The 19,363-nt window shown below is 71.9% G+C and carries 14 protein-coding genes, 1 other RNA gene and 4 pseudogenes; 16 read left to right on the forward strand and 3 right to left on the reverse strand.

The window, feature by feature from the left end; all coding sequences use genetic code 11:
- Positions 1–5 precede the first annotated feature (5 nt).
- The 8 genes and pseudogenes from ACWENR_RS02200 to ACWENR_RS02235 all read left to right on the forward strand — a co-directional run.
- A pseudogene (locus ACWENR_RS02200) lies at positions 6–752 on the forward strand (PhoH family protein); the annotation flags it as partial.
- A 273-nt stretch (positions 753–1,025) separates the two neighbouring features.
- Positions 1,026–1,508: pseudogene (locus ACWENR_RS02205) on the forward strand (LAGLIDADG family homing endonuclease); the annotation flags it as partial.
- Positions 1,509–1,772: 264 nt separating this feature from the next.
- A pseudogene (locus ACWENR_RS02210) lies at positions 1,773–2,135 on the forward strand (PhoH family protein); the annotation flags it as partial.
- Positions 2,136–2,153: 18 nt separating this feature from the next.
- On the forward strand, positions 2,154–2,627 hold the full coding sequence (gene ybeY, locus ACWENR_RS02215) for an rRNA maturation RNase YbeY (RefSeq protein ID WP_091104080.1): 474 nt from the start codon (positions 2,154–2,156) through the stop codon (positions 2,625–2,627).
- Positions 2,603–3,874: pseudogene (locus tag ACWENR_RS02220) on the forward strand (hemolysin family protein); the annotation flags it as partial. The gene ybeY and the pseudogene ACWENR_RS02220, both read left to right, overlap by 25 nt.
- Positions 3,875–4,119: 245 nt before the next feature.
- Positions 4,120–4,881, forward strand: a complete 762-nt coding sequence (locus ACWENR_RS02225) for a hypothetical protein (protein WP_452275242.1) — start codon at positions 4,120–4,122, stop codon at positions 4,879–4,881.
- A 9-nt stretch (positions 4,882–4,890) separates the two neighbouring features.
- On the forward strand, positions 4,891–5,490 hold the full coding sequence (locus ACWENR_RS02230; RefSeq protein WP_452275243.1) for an FMN-binding protein: 600 nt from the start codon (positions 4,891–4,893) through the stop codon (positions 5,488–5,490).
- A gap of 112 nt (positions 5,491–5,602) precedes the next feature.
- Complete coding sequence (locus ACWENR_RS02235) at positions 5,603–6,328, forward strand: FAD:protein FMN transferase (protein WP_452275244.1); 726 nt, start codon at positions 5,603–5,605, stop codon at positions 6,326–6,328.
- 913 nt (positions 6,329–7,241) lie between these two features.
- Here the strand turns inward: ACWENR_RS02235 and ACWENR_RS02240 are convergent.
- A complete protein-coding gene (locus ACWENR_RS02240) occupies positions 7,242–7,913 on the reverse strand; it encodes a bifunctional DNA primase/polymerase (RefSeq protein WP_452275245.1) in 672 nt (223 codons plus the stop codon).
- A 245-nt stretch (positions 7,914–8,158) separates the two neighbouring features.
- Between ACWENR_RS02240 and ACWENR_RS02245 the strand changes: the two genes are divergently transcribed.
- The 7 genes from ACWENR_RS02245 (at position 8,159) to mctP (ending at position 15,227) form a co-directional block, all read left to right on the forward strand.
- Positions 8,159–9,388: a helix-turn-helix domain-containing protein gene (locus ACWENR_RS02245; RefSeq protein WP_452275246.1), complete on the forward strand. Its 1,230-nt coding sequence runs from the start codon at positions 8,159–8,161 to the stop codon at positions 9,386–9,388.
- A gap of 16 nt (positions 9,389–9,404) precedes the next feature.
- Entirely contained in the window at positions 9,405–9,977 is a 573-nt protein-coding gene (locus ACWENR_RS02250; RefSeq protein WP_452275247.1) for a flavoprotein, read from the forward strand.
- A gap of 391 nt (positions 9,978–10,368) precedes the next feature.
- On the forward strand, positions 10,369–11,199 hold the full coding sequence (locus tag ACWENR_RS02255) for a Nif3-like dinuclear metal center hexameric protein (protein WP_452275310.1): 831 nt from the start codon (positions 10,369–10,371) through the stop codon (positions 11,197–11,199).
- Complete coding sequence (locus ACWENR_RS02260; RefSeq protein WP_452275248.1) at positions 11,196–11,933, forward strand: zinc ribbon domain-containing protein; 738 nt, start codon at positions 11,196–11,198, stop codon at positions 11,931–11,933. Before ACWENR_RS02255 ends, ACWENR_RS02260 begins: the two co-directional genes overlap by 4 nt.
- A gap of 3 nt (positions 11,934–11,936) precedes the next feature.
- Positions 11,937–13,163 carry a bifunctional RNase H/acid phosphatase gene (locus tag ACWENR_RS02265; RefSeq protein WP_452275249.1) on the forward strand — a complete coding sequence of 409 codons (1,227 nt, stop codon included), beginning with the start codon at positions 11,937–11,939 and terminating at the stop codon, positions 13,161–13,163.
- A 166-nt stretch (positions 13,164–13,329) separates the two neighbouring features.
- A complete protein-coding gene (locus ACWENR_RS02270; protein WP_091104467.1) occupies positions 13,330–13,572 on the forward strand; it encodes a DUF3311 domain-containing protein in 243 nt (80 codons plus the stop codon).
- Positions 13,572–15,227, forward strand: a complete 1,656-nt coding sequence (gene mctP, locus ACWENR_RS02275; RefSeq protein ID WP_452275250.1) for a monocarboxylate uptake permease MctP — start codon at positions 13,572–13,574, stop codon at positions 15,225–15,227. The genes ACWENR_RS02270 and mctP overlap by 1 nt, the downstream gene beginning before the upstream one ends.
- 195 nt (positions 15,228–15,422) lie before the next feature.
- On the opposite strand, the gene ACWENR_RS02280 is transcribed toward mctP, so the two are convergent.
- Positions 15,423–16,184 (reverse strand): sulfite exporter TauE/SafE family protein, encoded by a 762-nt coding sequence (locus ACWENR_RS02280; protein ID WP_452275251.1) that lies wholly within the window; start codon positions 16,182–16,184, stop codon positions 15,423–15,425.
- A gap of 265 nt (positions 16,185–16,449) precedes the next feature.
- On the opposite strand from ACWENR_RS02280, the gene rnpB reads away from it, so the two are divergent.
- Positions 16,450–16,867: RNase P RNA component class A (gene rnpB, locus ACWENR_RS02285), an RNA gene on the forward strand.
- 530 nt (positions 16,868–17,397) lie between these two features.
- Here rnpB and ACWENR_RS02290 read toward each other — a convergent pair.
- On the reverse strand, positions 17,398–18,840 hold the full coding sequence (locus ACWENR_RS02290) for a hypothetical protein (protein ID WP_452275252.1): 1,443 nt from the start codon (positions 18,838–18,840) through the stop codon (positions 17,398–17,400).
- Positions 18,841–19,363: the final 523 nt, after the last annotated feature.

Genomic DNA, 19,363 nt, shown 5'->3' on the forward strand with positions numbered 1-19,363 from the left:
GACCTATGACCGGCACCCCACCTCCCGGCCCGCCCCGGGTGCAGACCAGGATCACCGTCCCGGACCCGAAGATCATGGTCAACCTGCTGGGCGCGGGCGACGAGATCCTGCGACTGGTCGAGCGCTCCGTCAACAGCGACGTGCACGTGCGGGGCAACGAGATCACCATCACCGGCGCCCCCGCCGACAACGCCCTCGCCGAGCGGGTCTTCAGCGAGCTGCTCGAGCTCATCGAGAAAGGCGAGACCCTGACCACTGACGCCGTCCGGCGTACCGTCGGCATGCTCGAGCAGGGTGGCGCCGAGCGGCCCGCCGAGGTCCTGACGCTCAACATCCTCTCGCGGCGCGGGCGCACCATCCGTCCCAAGACGCTGGGGCAGAAGAAGTACGTCGACGCGATCGACGCGCACACCATCGTCTTCGGCATCGGCCCCGCGGGCACCGGCAAGACCTACCTGGCCATGGCCAAGGCCGTCCAGTCGTTGCAGGCGAAGCAGGTCAACCGGATCATCCTCACCCGGCCGGCGGTCGAGGCGGGGGAGCGGCTCGGCTTCCTGCCCGGCACGCTCAACGAGAAGATCGACCCCTACCTGCGCCCGCTCTACGACGCGCTGCACGACATGCTCGACCCGGACTCCATCCCGAAGCTGATGGCGGCGGGCACGATCGAGGTCGCCCCGCTGGCATACATGCGGGGGCGAGCGCAGCCGTACGACGCCCGGGTATTGACCCCGGAGGGCTTCAAGCCGTTCGGTTCGCTGCGAATCGGTGACCTGGTCATCGGCTCGAACGGCGCGCCCACGCCGGTGATCGGCATCTATCCGCAGGGCCCGAAGCAGGTCTACCGGGTCACCACGCAGGACGGGGCATCCACCGTCTGTTGCGGTGAGCACCTCTGGACCGTCGCCACTCCCGACGACAAACGGCGTGGCCGTCGGCGCACTCTCGAGACGCGAGAGATGATCGGCAAGGAGTGGCGGGGGCACGCCCGACGGTACGAACTCCCGGTCGTGGCGCCCGTACACATGGAGCCGCAGGACGTCCCGCTCGATCCGTACGCCCTCGGTCTGCTGCTCGGTGACGGCTCGATCTCTTCCCGGGCGACGCCCGCCTTCTGCACCTCGGATCCAGAACTCGCCGTCGCGCTCGAGGACGCGCTGCCCGGCATCGAAGTCGTCCGCAAGGACGGCTACGACCACGTCCTTCGGCACGTCAACGGGCACCGGGGCGGGGTGATCGTCGCCAATCCGGTGACGCTCGCCATCCGTGAGTTGGGTTTGGCCGGGGCCAAGTCGGGCACGAAGTTCGTGCCCGACGTCTACAAGAACAACAGTGTCGGCGTCCGACTGGCCGTGCTTCAGGGGCTGCTGGACACGGACGGCGGGCCGGTCGTCCAGGCGGGGCGTACGTGTCGGGTGCAGTACTCGACGACGTCCCCGCGGCTGCGAGACGACGTGGTGCACCTGGTCCAGTCGCTCGGCGGAGTGGCCACCTGGCGGGTGCGGGAGGCCGAGGGGCGCAAGCCCGGGCTGGCCAAGGGACGTCCGGTTCCCTACCGTGCCGACGCCTACGTCGTGGAGATCCGGCTTCCCGCCGGTGTGGCCCCGTTCCGCCTGTCACGTAAGCGACGGCTGTACGACGAGGGCGGCGGCGGCAGGCCCATGCGTTTCATCGACTCGATCATCCCGGCGGGTGTGCAGGAGACGATGTGCATCCAGGTGGCGGCGGAAGACTCGCTGTACGTGACCGATGACTTCCTGGTCACGCACAACACCTTGAACGACGCCTTCATCATCCTCGACGAGGCGCAGAACACCACGCCCGAGCAGATGAAGATGTTCCTGACCCGGCTCGGCTTCAACTCCAAGATCGTCGTCACCGGCGACGTCACCCAGGTGGACCTCCCCGGCGGGACGACCAGCGGCCTGCGGGTGGTCCGGGAGATCCTGGAGAACGTCGAGGACGTGCACTTCGCCCAGCTCTCCAGCTCCGACGTGGTCCGGCACCGGCTGGTCGGGGAGATCGTCGACGCGTACGCCCGCTGGGACGCCGAGCGGGAGAACCAGCAGGCGCAGAGCGTGCACGCCGTGCCGGGGCGGACCGCCCAGGGCGGCCGTGCCGGCCGGCGCCGCTAGACCACCGAGGGAAGACAGTTGTCCATCGAGATCGCCAACGAGTCCGGCGTCGACGTCGACACCGACGCCGTGCTCGCCGTCGCCCGGCACGCCCTCGACGAGATGGGGGTCAACCCCCTCGCCGAGCTCTCCGTGCTGCTGGTCGACATCGACTACATGACCGAGCTCAACCACCGGTGGATGGGCGGCGACGGCCCGACCGACGTGCTCGCCTTCCCCATGGACGAGGGCAGCGTCGACCACGGGCCGGGCGAGAGCACCGCGGCCGGCGGCGAGCCGGCGCTGCTCGGTGACATTGTGCTCTGCCCCGAGGTGGCGGCCAAGCAGGCGGCCACCGCCGGGCACTCCGCCGCCGACGAGCTGCACCTGCTCACCGTGCACGGCGTGCTGCACCTGCTCGGCTACGACCACGCCGAGCCGGAGGAGGAGCGGGAGATGTTCGCGCTCCAGGCCCGACTGCTGGCGAGCTGGCGGTCGACCCGGTCCCGGTGATGGTCACCCCGACACTGGCGGCCGGCGCCACCGGCCTGCCCGACCTGCAACTGCTGGTCTTCGCCGCCGGCCTGGTGGTGCTGGCCGGCCTCATCGCGATGACCGAGGCGGCCCTCGCCGCCGTCTCGCCCGCCCGCGCCGCCGAGCTGGCCCGCGACGGCGCGCGGGGCGCCCGGACGCTCCAGGCCGTCGCCGGGGACGTGGTCCGCCACCTCAACCTGCTCCTGTTGCTGAGGCTGCTCGCCGAGCTGACCGCCACCACACTGGTCGCGCTCGTCGCGGTGGACACCTTCGGCGCGGGCTGGCGCGCGGCGCTGGTCACCGCCGGCGCGATGACCGTGATCAGCTTCGTGGTGGTGGGGGTCGGGCCGCGCACCCTCGGCCGGCAGCACGCGTACGCGGTCGGGCGCTCCGTCGCGCCGCTGGTCCGCTGGCTGGGCCGGGCGCTCAACCCGCTGGCCTCGCTGCTCATCCTGATCGGCAACGCGGTCACCCCGGGGCGCGGCTTCCGGGAGGGGCCGTTCGCCACCCAGGTGGAGCTGCGCGAGCTGGTCGACCTCGCCGAGCAGCGCGGCGTCGTGGAGCACGGCGAACGCCAGATGATCCACTCGGTCTTCGCGCTCGGCGACACGATCGCCCGCGAGGTGATGGTGCCGCGCACCGAGATGGTGTGGATCGAGGAACGCAAGACGCTCTCCCAGGCGCTGGCGCTCTTCCTGCGCTCCGGGTTCTCCCGGATCCCGGTCATCGGCGAGAGCGTCGACGACGTGCTCGGCGTGCTCTACCTCAAGGACCTGATCCGGCGCACCCAGGGCGGCGCCCCGGAGGACCGCCGGCTTCCCGTCGCCGAGCTGATGCGCCCGGCCACCTTCGTGCCGGAGTCCAAGCCGGTCGACGACCTGCTCTCGGAGATGCAGGCCGCCCGCAACCACCTGGTCATCGTCGTCGACGAGTACGGCGGCACCGGCGGACTGGTCACCATCGAGGACATCCTGGAGGAGATCGTCGGCGAGATCACCGACGAGTACGATGTCGAGCGCCCGCCGGTCGAGCACCTCGACGACGGGGCGGTGCGGGTCACCGCGCGGCTCCCGGTGGAGGACCTGGGCGAGCTGTTCGACACCGAGCTGCCTGCCGACGAGGTGGAGACCGTCGGCGGCCTGCTCGCCCAGTCCCTGGGCCGCGTCCCGATCCCCGGGGCGCAGGTCGAGGTCGCCGGTCTCCGGCTGGTCGCCGAGGGCACCACGCCGACCTGGAGGACAACTCCGTGCTCACCGAGGCCGGGGTGCTGCTGCGCGACCACGAGGACATGGTCTCCGCGTTCGCCGCCGCCGGCATCCTGGTGCTCGTCGGCCTCACCGGCATCCGGGCGATCCGCACCGCGCTGCCCTACGAGCTGTGGCACGCCCTGCACCTGTCGAGCTACGCGGTGCTGCTGCTCGGCTTCGGCCACCAGTTCAGCAACGGCGCGCAGCTCTTCCGGCCGGGCCCGGTGCGCACCGGCTGGATCGCCGCGTACGCGCTGGTGGTCGCCGCCCTGCTCGGGGGCCGGGTGGTCGCGCCGCTGGCGTTCAACCTGCGCCACCGGCTGCGGGTCGCCGACGTGGTCGCCGAGAGCCCCGACACGATCTCGATCTATTTGACGGGGGAGCGGCTGGAGCGCCTGGACCTGCTCGGCGGGCAGTTCTTCCGCTGGCGCTTCCTGACCCGGGGCTGCTGGTGGCAGTCGCACCCGTTCTCCGTCTCCGCCGCCGCCAACGGCCGCTGGCTGCGGCTCACCGTGAAGGTGGTCGGCAGACACACCGCCGACCTGCGCGACCTCGAACCGGGCACCCGCGTCTGGGCGGAGGGCCCGTCGGGCACCTTCACCGCCGCCCACCGCACCCGCGAGCGGGCCCTGCTGATCGCCGGCGGCAGCGGGATCACCCCGATCCGCGCCATGCTGGAGGAGCTGCCGCCGGGCGCCGCGCTGATCTACCGCGCCCGTACCCCGGCCGACGTGCTGCTGCACCGGGAACTGGACTGGCTCGCCGAGGCCCGGGACACCTCGATCTGGTACGTCGTCGGCTCCCGCCACGACCCCGGCCCCCGCCAGGTGCTGAGCCCGGAGGGGCTGCGCCGCCTGGTGCCCGACGTCGCCCGCCGCGACGTCTACCTCTGCGGGCCGCCCGGCCTGGTCGAAGAGGCGCTCCGGGCGCTCCGCCGGGCCGGCGTGCCCCGCCGACAGATCCACCTCGCCACGTTCGAGCTGTAGGAAGGTCCCATGCGCCGCGCACTGCTCGCGATCACCGGCCTGGCGGCCAGCACCACCGTCCTGGTGGTGTTGAAGGGCTCGCCCGGCGCCACCGGCGCCACCGGGGTCGCCCAGGACCTGCCGGCCGAGCGGCCGCCGGTCGTCCCCGCCCCGGCGGGCCCCACCCCGACCGGCGACGACGCCTCCGCCGCGCCGTCGCCGAGCGGCCCCACCGCCTCGCCCCGCCCCGGGCGTACCGCCACCCGGACGCCGTCGGGCCGGCCCAGCGCCACCACCAGGGCGCCGTCGGCCCCGCGTACCAGCAGCAAGCCGCCACCGGCCCCGACCACCCGCACCGTGACCGGCCCGGTCGTGGAGAACGAGTACGGCAACGTCCAGGTGCAGATCACCCTTCGCGGGACGCGCATCGTCGACGTGGTGGCGCTGGAGCTGCCGGAGGAGACGGCCCAGTCCGACCAGCGCAGCGAGCAGGTCGACGGCCGCTACAGCGGCAGCTCCGGGCTGGTGGTGCAGCGGCAGAGCGCCGACGTGGACACCGTCTCCGGGGCGACCGCCACCAGCAACGCGTACAAGCAGTCGTTGCAGGCCGCGATCGACCGGGCGAACTGACATGCCGGCGTCGCCCTCAATCCCGGCGTCGGTTTCGGTCGCCGGGGCGGAGCGTGGTCGGGGCGGGTCCTCGCCGGCGGCCAGGCCCGGGTTGCGCCGGGTCGAGCAGGTGATGGGCACGCCGATCAGCCTCGACCTCGCCGACGACCTGCCCGCCACCGAGCTGGACGAGCTGGCCGAGGGCGTGTTCGCCTGGCTCCGCGAGGTGGACGCGCGGTTCAGCACGTACCGGGCCGACAGCGAGGTGTCCCGCCTCGACCGGGGCGAACTGCCGCTCGCCGAGGCCAGCGACGACCTGCGGTACGTGCTGGCGCGCTGCGCCGACCTGTGGGCCGCCACCGACGGCTTCTTCGACGCGTACGTCACCGGCCGGCTCGACCCGTCCGGGTACGTCAAGGGCTGGGCGGCGCAGGTCGCCTCGGACCGGCTGCTGGCGGCCGGGGCGGCGAACCACTGCCTCAACGCCGGCGGCGACGTGCGGGCCCGCGGGCGGTCGTCGTCCGGGCGGCCCTGGCGGATCGGCGTCCGGCACCCGTGGGACCCGACGGCCACCTGCCTGGTGCTGGCCGGCACCGACCTGGCCGTGGCCACGTCAGGCGTCTACGAGCGCGGCCACCACGTGCGGGACCCGCGCCGGGGCGTACCGGCCGTGGGGCTGCGCTCGGTGACCGTGGTCGGCTCCGACCTCGGCCTGGCCGACGCGTACGCCACCGCGGCCGTGGCGATGGGCACCGCCGGCATCGGCTGGCTCGACAACCTCCCCGGCCACCAGCACGCGATCATCACCGACGAAGCCCGCTACCTCCACTCCACCACCCTCCCCCTGCTGCCCCCCTGACCGCCCCTCCTGCCCTCCCCGCCCTCCTGCCCTCCGCGCCCTCCCCGCCCTCCCCGCCCCTCCTGCCCTCCCCGCCCCTCCTGCCCTCGGCGATCTTGCACTTTCGGCCCTCTATTCGCGCCGAATGACCGATATGGGCGGGCACAAAGTGCAAGATCGACGGGGCAGGGGAGGACGGGGCAGGGGAGGACGGGGCAGGGGGAGGGCGGGGGTTAGCGGTAGGGGCGGTGGGTGGCGGGGCGGGAGCCGAGGGGGCGTGGGCGGCCCGGGCGGGAGCCGGCGGGCCGGGTGGCCGCCCAGCGGCGGTGCGGACGGTGGTGACGGGGCGGCGGTTCGGCCCCGCCCGGCTGACGCGTGGTGTCGTCGGTGGACATGTAACCCCCGCTCCCGGCGCGGACGCGCCGTCGCCGTGCTCAACGAGCACCGACCCCTGAGCGTCGCGTCCCGGCCGCCCTGCCGGGCACCGGCCCGCTGCCTCCGGTCGACGGGTGCCGGAATTCGCCGTCGTGGCAAGCCCGCTGCCTCCGGTCGACGGTGCCGGAATCCGCCGTCGTGGCAAGCCCGCTGCCTCCGGTCGACGGGCGCCGGAACCCGCCGCCATGGCAAGCCTTCTGCCCCCGGCGGACGGTTACCAGGATCCGCCGTCGTGGCGAGCGCCGTGGTCACGATCCCGGCCAGCGACACCACGGTCGGGCCGGGACCTCGCATTCCCCGGCTCTTTCTCGGGTTCGAACCGCCGGCAGGTGATCAGGCGCTGCGGGCGGGCCGGGAGTCACCTGCGCCGGCACTCCGAGCCGCCGGCAGATGTTCCGCGCCGCCGGCAGATGTTCCGCGCCGCGAGCGGGCTGCTGGCTCACCGCGCCGGCACTCGGAATCGCCGGCGGGTGATCCGGTGCCGTGGGCGGGTCGGAGTTCACATGCCCCGGCGGGGGAGCGGCAGTTGGCCGGGGAGGAGGTCGGAGGTGAGCGTGACGCCGGTGGCCCGCAGGGCGTCGATCAGGGTGTTCTGCACCAGGTACGAGTCGGGCAACTGCCAGCGGGCCTGCTCGGGCGCGACCGCCCAGCGGACGGTGCCTTCGGGCAGCCGGGTCGGCGGGGCCGGGATCCACGACCCGGGGCCGTGCCGGACGACGTGGAAGCAGTGGTCCAGTTCGGGGCGGAGCGGGTCGCCGGGGCGGACCAGGAACATCCAGCGGCCGGTGGGGGTCACCAGCACCGGACCGCGTACGCCGACGCCGGCCGGGTGGGTCCGCACGGCGTCCAGGACGTGTCGACCGAGGTGCGTGGGGACCTCCAGCACGTCGAACGCCCGGCCGGTGGGCAGCAGCACCCCGTGCGGGCGGGTGCGCCACCAGGTCGCGACGCGGGCCGGGTCGGCGCTGGCCGCGTGCTCCCAGTTTTCCAGGGCGGGATGGCAGCCGACCGTCGGGCAGCCGGCGCGTCCGCAGACGAAGCGGCTGCGGGCGAGGCAGGCGCCGGGGGTCACGTCCCAGCCGTGCAGCGCGTACCGCACGGCGACCCGACGCAGGCGTACCCGTTCCAGCGGCGACAGGTGCACGACGCGCGGACCGACATTTCCCCACATGTGCCATCTCCCTCCGCCGGACCCGGTCGGCATCCAGGTCGCATGTCGAGCACCGTCACTGCCGTAACCCGCGATCGTTGACCTGACGAACGGCTGATGCAACTTGCACGGAAACTATGAGAACTGGCTGTACGGCTGACGTACATGCTGTGCGACCGGCGAAAACCTGAGACGTACCGCGCGCGCCCGCAACCGCGTAGGCCGATCCGGCCGCCGGTCGGCTCAGGCAGGGGAGGGGTGGAAAGATGGACGAGTTACCCATCGGGCGGCGGGTGGCCTACTGGCGCGGGCGGCGCAAGATGTCGCAGCAGGTCTTCGCCGACCGGCTGGGCAAGTCGAAGAGCTGGGTGGACAAGGTCGAGCGCGGGGTGCGCCGGCTCGACAAGTTCTCGGTCCTCTACGAGATCGCCGACATCCTCCAGGTCGACGTGCAGCTGCTGCTGGGCAAGGACCCGGAGCGGCGTACGGACGCGTTGAACTGCATCGACCAGGTCGAGGTGCAGGAGATCCGGGCGGCCCTCGAACGGTACGACTCGATGAGCGCGTACTTCGACGCCGCGCCCTTCCCGCCGCCGCTGGCCGACATGCGCAAGGCCGTCAACCACGCCTGGCTGACCTACCAGTACGGCCGCTACGGGATGCTCACCCGGGCGCTGCCGAAGCTGCTGCGCGACGCCCAGGCCGCCGACGCCGGCTATCGCGGCGACGACGGCCGGGAGGCCGCCCACCTGCTCGGGCAGGTCTACCAGATCGCCTCGTCGGTGCTGCGCAAGCTGGGCGAGTGCGAGCTGGCCTGGCTGGCCGCCGACCGCTCGATGGCGGTCGCCCAGCGCGCCGACGACCAGCTCCTGGCGGGCATCGCCACCACCCGGGTGTGCAACGCGCTGGTGGCGATGGGCCGGCCCCGCCCCGCTCTGGAACTCAACGTCACCATCGCCAACCGGCTGGCCCCCGGCGGCGGCAACGAGGCGTCCCCGGCTCGGCTCTCGGTCTACGGAATGCTGCTGCTCCAGGGCGCGATGGCCGCCGCGCGGATCGGCGACTCGGCCACGGTCGGCGACCTGATCAACGGCGCGCAGGAGGCCGCGACCCTCCTCGGCGGCGACCACAACCACTACTGGACCTCGTTCGGGCCCACCAACGTGGAGCTGCACCGCGCGGCGGCGGCGGTCGAGCTGGGCGACGGTGGCCGGGCCGTGGAGGTCCACCGCCAGCGCATCCAGGAGCCCGCGTTCAACGCGCTGCTGCCCGAGCGCCGCGCCCACCACCTGCTCGACATCGCCCGGGGCTTCGCCCAGATCGGCGACGTGGCCAACGCCGGCGAGATGCTGCTGCGCGGCGACCGCCTCGCCCCGTCGGAGATCCGCTGCCGGCCGATCGCCCACGAGGCGATGTCGGACATCCTGCGTCGCACACGGGGTGCGCCGCCTTCTCTGATCGCGGAGTTGGCTGAGCACATGGGAGTAGGGGTATGAGCACGGAGCCGGCCTGATGGCCGGCCCGCGCCCGAGCAGCGAGCGCCGCGAGGTGCTCTACGTCATCGCCTGCGGTTCGCCGCTGGCCCGTAACGTCGGTCGGCTCGTCGAGCTGGCCCAGCAGGACGGTTGGGACGTCTGCGTGGTGACCACGCCGGATGGCGCCAAGTTCGTCGACCGGGCCGAGCTGGCCCGGCAGACCGGTCATCCGGTCCGCACCCACTACAAGAACCCCGGTGACCTCGACGTGCTGCCGCCGGCGGACGCGATGATCGTCTGCCCGGCGACGGTCAACACGGTCAACAAGTGGGCGGCCGGCATCACCGACACGCTGGCCCTCGGCCTGCTGGTGGAGGCGCAGGGGTTGGGGGTGCCGCTGGTGGCCGTGCCGTACACGAACGCGGCCATGGCGGTCCACCCGGCCTTCCGGGCGGCCCTCGACCGGCTCGCCGAGTGGGGGGTGACGGTGCTCTTCGGCGACCACGTCGTCCCGCTGCACCCGCCCGGCACCGGCGAACGCCACCTGCACGCCTTCCCCTGGGCGATGGGCCTGGCCGTCGTCCGGGACCGCCTCTGCCCCGTCGCCTGACGCGCGGGAGGGACCCTGCCGCGATCGCGCCGGCCGGCCCACGGGCCGCCGCGCCGGCAGGGTCCCCTTCCCCCACCGCGCCGGCAGGGTTCCTCCCCGCGCCGCCCGGGACGATCGGCCGGTGCCGCGACGCGGCCCACGGCTTCGCGGACTTCCGTCAGGCTGGGTGGGCGACGCGACGCGGCCTCGGCCTCGCGGACTTCCGTCACGTTGGTGGGCGACGCGACGTGGGCCACGGCCTCGCGGACTTCGGTCGCGTCGGCGCCGCGACGTGGGCCACGGCTTCGCGGACACTTCCGTCGCGTCGGGTGGGCGACGCCCCCGGCCACGGCCAACGCCGGTAAGCTGGCCCGCCGTGAGCACCAACGCGGTCCCGCCGACCGTCTCCGACGTGGTCGCCGAGCTGGAGCGGCGCTACCCGCCGGCCTGGGCCGAGGAGTGGGACCGGGTCGGGCTGGTGCTCGGCGAGCCGTGCGCCCCGGTGCGCCGGGTCCTCTGCGTGGTCGACGTGGTGCCCGAGACGGTCGCCGAGGCGCTCGACGCCGGCGTCGACATGATCGTCGCCCACCACCCGCTGCTGCTGCGCGGCGTCTCGTCGGTGGCCCCGACGACGTACAAGGGGCGGATCGTCCACCGGCTGATCAAGGCCGACGTGGCGCTGTACGTCGCGCACACCAACGCCGACGTGGCCGACCCGGGGGTCTCCGACGCGCTCGCCGCCCGGTTCGGGCTGACCGGCCTGCGCCCGCTGCACCGGCCCGCGCCCGGCTCGCCGGCGCACGGCGCCGGCCGGGGGATCGGCCGGATCGGCGAGCTGCCGGAGCCGATGACCCTGGCGGAGCTGACCCGGCACGCCGCCGCCGTGCTCCCGGCCACGTCCTGGGGAGTTCGCGCCGCCGGCGAACCCGGGCGTATGGTTCGTACCCTCGCGGTCAGCGGCGGCGCGGGGGACGGCTTCCTCGCCGACGCGACCGCCGCCGGGGCGGACGCGTTCCTCACCGCCGACCTGCGGCACCACCCGGCCGGCGAGCACCTCGCCGCCGGCGGCCCGGCCCTGCTCGACGCCGCCCACTGGGCGACCGAACGACCGTGGCTGGACGACCTGGCCGCCATCCTGCGGGAGGCGCCGGGCGTCGAGACGCTGGTGTCCGACCTGGACACCGACCCGTGGACCGTGCACGCCGCCCCACCCGCTGTGGACGACAAGGAGCCCCGACCGTGAAGGCTGACCCGCAGGTCCAGCGCCGCCTGCTCGACCTCCAGGCGATCGACACCAACCTCGCCCAGCTCGCCCACCGCCGCCGCACGCTCCCGGAGCGGGCCGAGCTGGAGGGGCTGGCCCGGGAGCTCTCCGCGCTGGAGGACGAGCGGGTCCGCGCGCAGGTGACGGTCGACGACCTCGACCGGGACATCGCCCGGCTGGAGAAGGACATCGACCAGGTGCGGGCCCGCAAGTCCAAGAACGAGGACCGGCTGGCCGCCGGCACCGGCCCGGCCCGGGAGCTGGAGGCGCTCCAGCACGAACTGGTCTCGCTCAACCGCCGCCAGGGCGACCTGGAGGACGCCGAGCTGGAGCTGATGGAGCAGCGGGAGACCGCCCAGGGCGTGCTGGACGGCATCGAGAAGCGGCTCGCCGAGGCGCGGGAGAAGCGGGACGCCGTCGAGCGGCGCCGCGACGACGCCCTGGCCGAGATCGCCAAGGAGGAGGAGTTCAAGCGCGGCGCCCGTCAGCCGCTCGCGGCCGACCTCCCCGCCGACCTGGTCCAGCTGTACGACAGGATCCGCGAGGACTCGGGGCTCGGCGCGGCGCTGCTCACCGCGGGCCGGTGCGGCGGCTGCCGGCTGGACCTCTCCGGCGCCGACCTGGCCCGGATCCGCAAGGCCGCGCCGGACGACGTGGTCCGCTGCGAGGAGTGCCGGCGGATCATGGTCCGCACCAACGAGTCCGGCCTGTAGGCCGTGGCGCCGCGCGTGGTCGTCGTCGAGGCCGACGGCGGTTCCCGGGGCAACCCGGGCCCGGCGGGCTACGGCGCGGTGGTCCGCGACCAGGGCACCGGCGAGGTGCTGGCGGAGCGGAGCGAGTCGATCGGCGTCGCCACCAACAACGTCGCCGAGTACCGGGGGCTGATCGCCGGGCTGGAGGCCGCCGCCGAGCTGGGCGCCGCCGAGGTCGAGGCCAGGATGGACTCGAAGCTGGTGGTCGAGCAGATGTGCGGCCGCTGGCAGATCAAGCACCCGGGGCTGCGCCCGCTCGCCGCGCGGGCCGCCGGCCTGGTGGAGCGCTTCGCGGCGGTCCGGTTCAGCTGGATCCCCCGGGAGCGCAACCGGCACGCCGACGCCCTCGCCAACGCCGCCATGGACGCCGCGGCGGCCGGCCGGGCCCCCGCCCCGGCGACGGTCGAGCCGCCCCGCGTGGCGGAGCCCCCGCGCGAGGTCGCCGGCCCCGACTCGGCCGCCCGGGCGAGGGCCCGCGAGGTGGCCGCCCGGGCCGCGTCGGCGGCGAGCACCGGCACCGACCCGGCGACCGCCCCCGCCTCCTGGGAGCCGCGGCCCAGCTTCACCGCCACCCGGCTGATCCTGGTCCGGCACGGCGAGACCGCGTACACCGAGCAGCGCCGCTACTCCGGCCGCGGCGACGTGCCGCTGTCGGAGCGCGGCCGGGCCCAGGCCCGGGCGACGGCCGCCCGGGTGGCCGGGCTGGCCCCGTCCGTCGCGGCCGTGGTCAGCTCCCCCCTGTCCCGGTGTACGGCGACCGCGGAGGCGATCGCCGGTGCGCTCGGCGGGGTGCCGGTGCGCCGCGAGGACGACCTCGTCGAGTGCGACTTCGGTGCCTGGGAGGGGCGCACCTTCGCCGAGGTCCGCGAGGGCTGGCCGGGGGAGATGGACGCCTGGCTCGCCTCCACCCGGGTGGCGCCGCCGGGCGGCGAGTCGTTCGCCGACGTCGCCGAGCGCAGCCGCCGCGCGGTCGACGGGCTGTGCCGGGCGTACCCCGGGGAGACCGTCGTGGTGGTCTCGCACGTCTCGCCGATCAAGCTGGTGCTGCGCGACGCGCTGGCGGCCGGCGACGGGTTCCTGCACCGGCTCTTCCTCGACGCGGCCGGCATCTCGGTGCTGGACCTGTGGCCCGACGGCGGCGTCGCCGTGCGCACGGTCAACGACACCGCACACCTCGACGCCATCCGCTGACGCCCCACCCGCCGAGCAGGGAACGTCCGGCGCGGAGCCGCCGTTCGGCGCATCCCGTCGGCCGTTCGGCGCAGCAGGCTTCATCGGCAGAACGTGACCGGGCTCACATGGCCGTAGCCTCCGGCCGTCATCACTGCCGATCCACGACCTGCGGAGGTTTGTCGCAATGGCAGCACCCGAACCGGAGGCGCCGACAGCGGCGCGGTCCAGGGCGAAGGACCACAGCCCCTGGAACTGGTTGCTCTTCATCCCCATCGTGGTGCCGCTGATCCCGGTGTTCTTCAACGCGGACTCGCCCCGGATTCTCGGCTTCCCGCGCTTCTACTGGCTCCAGCTCGCCTACATCCTGCTCGGCGTGGCCACCACGACGCTGGTCTACCAGATGACGAAGAAGCGGGGTGGCCGCTGATGTGGCGCGACCACCTCACCGAGATCGTCATCTTCTCGCTGCTCTTCCTGCTGGTCAGCGGGATGGGCTTCGTGGCGGCCCGGTGGCGCGCCCCGAAGGACATGGCCCACCTCGACGAGTGGGGGCTGGGCGGGCGCAACTTCGGCGGCTGGATCACCTGGTTCCTGGTCGGCGGAGACCTCTACACGGCGTACACCTTCGTGGCGGTGCCGGCGCTGATGTTCGGGGCCGGCGCGGCCGGCTTCTTCGCCGTCCCGTACACGATCGTGATCTACCCGCTGGTGTTCCTGGTGCTGTGCCGGCTCTGGTCGGTCTCGCACCGGCACGGCTTCGTCACCCCGGCGGACTTCGTCCGCAGCCGGTTCGACTCGCCCGTGCTGGCGCTGCTCGTGGCGATCACCGGCATCGTCGCCACGATGCCCTACATCGCGCTGCAACTCGTCGGCATCGAGGCGGTGCTCAAGACGATGGGGGTCACCGGCGAGAGCGCCCTGGCCCGGCACCTGCCGATCATCGTCGCGTTCGCGATCCTGGCCGCGTACACGTACCAGTCCGGGCTGCGCGCGCCGGCGCTGATCGCGTTCGTCAAGGACACGCTGATCTACATCGTGATCCTGGTGGCGGTCCTCTGGCTGCCCCAGAAGCTCGGCGGCTGGGGCGAGATCTTCGACGCCGCCGAAGCGAAGTTCGACGCGTCACCCAACCCGAACGACGGGGTGCTGCTCAACGCCAACAACCAGCTCCAGTACGTCACGCTGGCGTTCGGCTCGGCGCTGGCGCTGTTCCTCTACCCGCACAGCATCACCGGCGTGCTGGCCAGCCGGAACCGGGACGTGATCAAGCGGAACATGTCGGCGCTGCCCGCGTACAGCCTGCTGCTGGGGCTGATCGCGCTGCTCGGCTTCATGGCCATCGCGGCCGGCGTGAAGCCGCTGCCCGGGGCGAAGGAAGGCTCGGTGGACAGCAACACCGTCGTGCCGGTCCTGTTCGACCAGCAGTTCCCCGACTGGTTCGCCGGCGTCGCGTACGCGGCCATCGGCATCGGCGCGCTGGTGCCGGCGGCGATCATGTCCATCGCGGCGGCGAACCTGTTCACCCGCAACATCTACAAGGAGTACCTGAAGCGGGACGCCTCCCCGGCCCAGGAGGCGAACGTCTCGAAGATCACCTCGCTGGTGGTGAAGGTCGGCGCGGTGGCCTGCATCGTCTTCCTCGACCCGCAGTTCTCCATCGACCTCCAGCTCATCGGCGGCGTGATCATCCTCCAGACGCTGCCGGCGGTGGCGCTCGGCCTCTACACCCGCTGGTTCCACCGGGGCGCGCTCGTCGCCGGCTGGGCCGCCGGCATGGGGCTGGGCATGTGGATGCTCTACCAGATCCCCAACGCGGCCACCGGACGCAAGCACTTCGGCGGCTCGGCGTTCCCGCTGTCGGACTTCGGCCTCGACACCCCGAAGACGATCTACGTCGGGATCGTGGCGGTGCTGGTCAACCTGCTGGTGGCGGCCCTGCTGACGCTGGTGCTGCGGGCGGCCAAAGTACGCGACGGCGTCGACGGCACCACGCCGGACGACTACTTCGCCGACGAGGGCGACCCGCGCGTCGTGCCCGGCCAGCGCCGCGACGCCGACGCCGCCCCGGAACCGGTCGCGTAGCAGGAAGGGCCCCCTCTCGCCGGACCAGCCCGGCGCGCGGGGGCCCTTCCGTCCCGGCGCGCTGGGCCCTTCCGTCCCGCGTCGTCGGGACGGTCCGGGTGACCGGCGCGCCCGTACACCTCGACCAGCATGGCGTCGATCTCGTCGCGCTCGCCGACGGCCGCGCCTGTCGGCGGCCGTCGGCGGCGGGTGGGCTCAGTTCAGGGCGCGCCAGAGCAGGTAGAGGCCGATCACCGTGCCGAAGGCCACGATCAGCGTCCTGAGCACCACCGACGGCAGCCGGCGGACCAGCCGCGCGCCGGCGTACCCGCCGACCAGCGTCGCCGGGGCGACCAGCGCCACCGCCGCCCAGTTCACCGGGCCGAACAGCGCGAACACCACGAGCGTGGTCAACCCGACCAGGGCGGAGAGCAGGTTCTTGATCGCGCTCACCCGGGCCAGCGTCGCGTCCAGCACCAGGGCCAGGCCGGCGACCAGCATCACCCCGAGCGCCGCGCCGAAGTAGCCTCCGTAGACCGCGCCGACCGCGACCATCGCCTGCACGCTCACCGTACGGCGACGCGGCGACAGGTCGCGCGGATGCCCGACCAGCCGGCGCAGCGGATCCTGGAAGGCCAGCACCGCCGTCGCCCCGAGCACCAGGAAGGGCACCACCAGCTCGAACGCCCGCGCCGGGGTGGCCAGCAGCAGCAGCGCCCCGGCGATCGTGCCGACGATGGTGGTCGGCACCAGCGTGGCCAGCGCCCGCCCACCCGGCAGGTCGGTCCGGCTGCCCGCCACGCTCGCCACGTACCCCGGAAAGACCGCAACCGAATTGCTCACGTTGGCCGGCACCGGCGGCAGGCCCACCGCGATCATCGCCGGGAAGGTGATGAGCGAGCCGCCGCCGGCCACCGCGTTGACCGTGCCCGCGGCGAGACCGGCGGTGAGCAGCAGCGCGGCGTCGGAGAGATCCATGGTCCCCCGAGGCTAGTACGCGCCCCACCCGACCGCCCGCCACGGCGAGCCCTGCCCGCCTCGCCCTGCCTGCCCTGCCCGCCTCGCCCGGCCCGGGGCGCCCCGGTGGCCGTGGCGGCTATTTCAGGGAAACTGCGGCCTCGCGAGGCGGGGAGGCCACAGTTTCCCCGAAGTAGTGCGATCGACTCCGGTGTCGCGCTCCGGCGGCGGGACCGGGGCGGCAATAGACGCGGCGACGGCGTCGTTAGGATGGGTGCGCGACGGACGAGTCGACCGGGCGGTCGCGTCGGCGGGCCCCGGCCCGCCGCCGAGGAACGTCCGGACTCCACAGGGCAGGGTGGTTGCTAACGGCAACCCGGGGTGACCCGCGGGACAGTGCCACAGAAAACAGACCGCCGGCCCCATCGGGGGCGGTAAGGGTGAAACGGTGGGGTAAGAGCCCACCAGCACCCCGGGTGACCGGGGTGGCTCGGTAAACCCCACCCGGAGCAAGGCCAAGAAAGGGCCGTCGACCAGCAGGACGACGACCCGCGCAGACGCTTGAGGACGGCCCGTCCGATGTCTGCGGGTAGGCCGCTTGAGCCTGCCGGCGACGGCAGGTCTAGATGGATGGCCGCCGCCGTCGCGAGCCCCTCCGGGGCGCGCGACGGTCACAGAATCCGGCGTACAGGTCGACTCGTCCGTCGCCCACCAGCTCAGAGCCCTGATCAAGGCTCTGAGCTGGTCTTTTGTTTGGTGCCGTTGGTTGACCTTGGTCATCGTTGGGTGGCGTTTGACGGCCTGGTTACGGCCTGGGACGGCCTGTAGACGGCCTGAGCGGGGGATCAGTTGACCGCCTGGTCCTGGCGCGTGCTGTCCCGTCGCGGGGGCTTCCGGGTCGGCTGGGCGGGCCTCCTGTGCGTTGCCGACGGCGGTAGACGGGGCCGGCCATGTCCTGGCGGTGCAGCTGCTACCGCGACTCGGTGACACGGTGGCAAGCCAGTCCCGGGTTTGGACTGGCGCGGCAGCCGGAAGCCCCGACCACGCGACCAGGTCGAGCCGCTGGCTTCCGTCACGGCCCCTTTGAGGTTGGTTCCTGCGAGGGGGCGGTGTCCCGGCGGCTGTCGGTGGCTTACCGCCCCGGCGCCGTAGGCGGCCGGGGCGGCTTGCCGCCGGCCGGGCTTGCCGCCCCGCACCGCGCGGAGCGCGGTGCCTTGATCTTAAACAGAGCAATTCAGCAATGATGCAATGTTGATTCGCCGTGCCACAACTCCGGGAGTCTTACAAAGTCGCCATCTCCAAGGCTTGCCCCCCGGTGGCTCCAAATGTGGTCAAGCTGCTCCTCTAATGTCTGCGTCGGTTCTGGATCAAGGTCGACGTGCAAGAAGACTTGGCGCAAGCCCTCTGCGATATCGGAAGAAATGTTCTTCATCGCAGCGCACAATTCTTGAGCTACTAGCTGTGCAACAAAGTCAATGCTGGCGCCCCGAGCCGTGTATATCGCCTCCATGTCATCGACGTCCATCTGAAACTTTGCTAGCAGCTCCCGAGCACCTGTCCACCGTGAGGTAGCCTTGGCGTGGGCCATCTCTCCCAGCGCCCGGTTGAGGGCTGTGAGGCGTTTCCATCCTGCGGCTTCAAGCCAATCCCGCGGTGTGGTCTCTGCTCGGCTTTCCAGCACGGCCGCCTTTGTGGGCTTCAAACGCCATGTACGCAGACGGGCGGCCTGTTCTAAGACGCAGCGCAACACACTCATTGCCCTGTCGTCGTCTTCTAGCCACAGCCAGTATGCCGATCGGAGCGCAGTCCCGATAAGAGTTGCTGCTGCTGACGCCTCCGGAATTTTTAGCCAGCGCCCGAGCAGAGAAACGGACTCGGTCAATAAAACCCACCTTGCGGCCCTTCCGCTGAGGCTATCAAGGTCGAATTGCTCCCCCTTGATGCGCTCTTCGCGGCGCAGCGCAGCTCTGGCTGTTCGTATGCTCCGCGCGCGGTGCCATGCAAAGGCATACGTAGTGAGTTCATCGTCTCGAAAAAGACGTCCTGCTGGTCGCTGGCCAGCCATGACTGAGCTGTACACTGCGGCCATCCGACTCGTGAAATCGGTTACTTTGGGGCTAAGTCCTTCGTTCGGAAGGAGTGGTATAAGGGTGAGCAGAGGTGGGGTGACTACATGCGCTGCAGCTGGCCGAACGCCAGGATGGTCCGGTTCTGGCTCGGGTTCTTGGCTTGCCTCAGAGAAAGTGTCGAGCGAGCGCTTCAGAACCTCTACGCCCCGCTTCTTTCCGCTACGCTCGGCTAGGGCTGCTGCCGCTGCACGTAACTCCCGGAGGCATAGCGTAATGCCATCTGAAATGACGTGGATTGCCATAAGCATGTCTTCGGGCCATTCGTGGGACTCCAGCAGCCCTCTGGAGTCCCAGGCGACGGCATCAGGGAGGGCGCGTCCGTGCATGACCTCGCTGAGTAGTTCGTAGAGTAGGGCTGGGCAAATCCATGAACCGTCAGAGATAATTATATGCTTATGGTCGATGCCGGGCTCATTTCCTGTTCCCTCGGGCTCTTCCAGGGAGTCAGGCGGGTCTGTTGTGGAGAACCATTCCGGGTGGAAGGTATCCTCGGCCGTCCACACCCGGGCTACATAATCCGTGGTCGACTCTCCGGGTTGCTGCTGCAAGCCGGCGCTTGTAGCCCGATGCAGCGTCCATCTTTCAAGTTGATTGCGCACTATCGCCGAAGCGCCTACTACCTGTCCGCACAGGAGTAAGCGGGCGGCGGATACGGCACTGTCTACACCCCACGCTAAGTGATCTTCCCATCCACCTGAATATGCGGCCGGAGGGCGCCGAGTTGATGCTCCGCTTCGAAATAGAACCAAGTCAAGTAGGGTAATGGGCGCCAGGGCTGATAAGACTGCTACCTGCTGATCCTTTTGAGATAACCGGATCGCGTCCATGCGAAGAGTGTGACGAGCTACGAGCGCCTGCGCGAGCTTCTTGGTGCTCTTCCTTGAAACCTGTTCGTATGCCTCAATCGTAGGGCTTACCTTGCGCCCAAGGCTGTCGGCCTTCGAAATCTTGCGCCGAAGAATCCGGGCCCGCTCTTGGCGGCTTTGCTGGCGTTGACGCCGAGGGTTGCTCATCGCTTTACGTCCGAATCGAAATCTGCTTGCGAGCCGCGCGCCATTTAGGGTTCGTCCC

This window comes from Micromonospora sp. NPDC004336, assembly GCF_053602615.1.